The organism is Duganella sp. GW822-FHT06D06 (assembly GCF_058799615.1).
The window spans coordinates 1-1447 of sequence record NZ_JBXALQ010000060.1; the positions used below are offsets into that span (position 1 = coordinate 1).

Here is a 1447-nt window from a genome sequence, read left to right on the forward strand (position 1 = left end):
TTCCATCACCTGATGAGTCAGAATGGCGACGCCTATTTGCTGCCTAGCCTGATCAGTTTCGACAGCCGCGAACGCCTCGACGGCTTCCTGACGGCGTTGCAGACGGTGATTTCACGCCACGACATCCTGCGCACGGCTGTGCAGTGGGAAGGACTGGACTCGGCTTTGCAAGTGGTCTGGCGCCAGGCGCCGCTGCAGGTGGAGCAGGTTGTGGTGGACGAGGGCGACGTCGGCGAACAGCTGTCGGAACGTTACGATCCACGCCACTACCGCATCGACGTGCGCGAGGCGCCGCTGATGCGTGGCTTCTACGCGCACGATCCGGTGCAGGGCCGCTGGCTGCTGCAGATCCTCGCGCACCACCTGGCGATCGACCACACGACGATGGAAATCCTGATCGGCGAAATCCAGGCGACGCTGCAAGGCGAAGCGCTGGCGCCGGCACTGCCATTCCGTAACTATGTGGCACAGGCGCGACTGGGCGTATCGCAGGAAGAGCACGAAGGCTTCTTCCGCGACATGCTGTCCGATATCGACGAGACCACGGCGCCATTCGGCCTGCTCGACGTGCAGGGCGACGGCAGCCTGATCGGCGAAGCGCGGCGCGAAGTCGAGCCAGAGCTGGCGGCGCGTATCCGCGAACAGGCGCGCGGCCTGGGCGTGAGCGCGGCTTCCATGCTGCACCTGGCTTGGGCGCAGGTATTGTCGAAAGCATCGGGACGCGAAGCGGTGGTGTTCGGTACGGTGATGTTTGGTCGGATGCAGGGCGGCGCCGGTGCGGACCGCACGCTGGGCATGTTCATCAACACGCTGCCGCTGCGGCTGGATGTGGGCGTGCAATCGGTACGCGAGAGCGTGCTGGCGACCCATGCGCGGTTGGCAGGCCTGATGCGCCACGAACATGCGTCGCTGTCGCTGGCGCAGCGCTGCAGTGGCGTGGCGGCGCCGGCGCCGTTGTTCTCGGCGCTGTTCAACTTCCGTCATTCGGCGGGGGAGGATAAGTCCGATGCTGTCTGGGATGGTATGGAAGTGCTGTCTGGTGAAGAGCGTACCAACTACCCGCTGACCCTGTCGGTCGATGATCTTGGAACCGGATTCAGGTTGACAGCGCAGGTGAGCGATGGCGTGGACGCCGGACGGGTCTGCGCCTACCTGCACACCGCGCTGGAGCAACTGGTGACGGCGCTGGAAAGCGCGCCGGGGACCGCGGTGCAAACGCTGACCGTGTTGCCTGCGGCCGAACGCGAGCAAGTGCTGGTGGGCTGGAACGACACGCAACTGAGCTACCCGCACGATAGCGCGATTCACGAGCTGTTCGAACATCAGGCTGCGACCACGCCGGACGCGGTGGCGTTGATATTCGAAGAGCAGCAAGTGAGCTATGCGGAATTGAACGTCATGGCCAACCGCCTGGCCCACCATCTGCGTGATGAAGGCGTGGTCGATG

Annotated in this window: 1 protein-coding gene; it reads left to right on the top strand. The window is 64.5% G+C overall.

Translation table 11 applies throughout. From position 1 onward, the window contains the following. Positions 1–12: 12 nt before the first annotated feature. Positions 13–1447, top strand: a 1435-nt coding sequence (locus AC1RMD_RS31180) for a condensation domain-containing protein (protein ID WP_492932745.1), incomplete at its 3' end; no start/stop codon positions are given.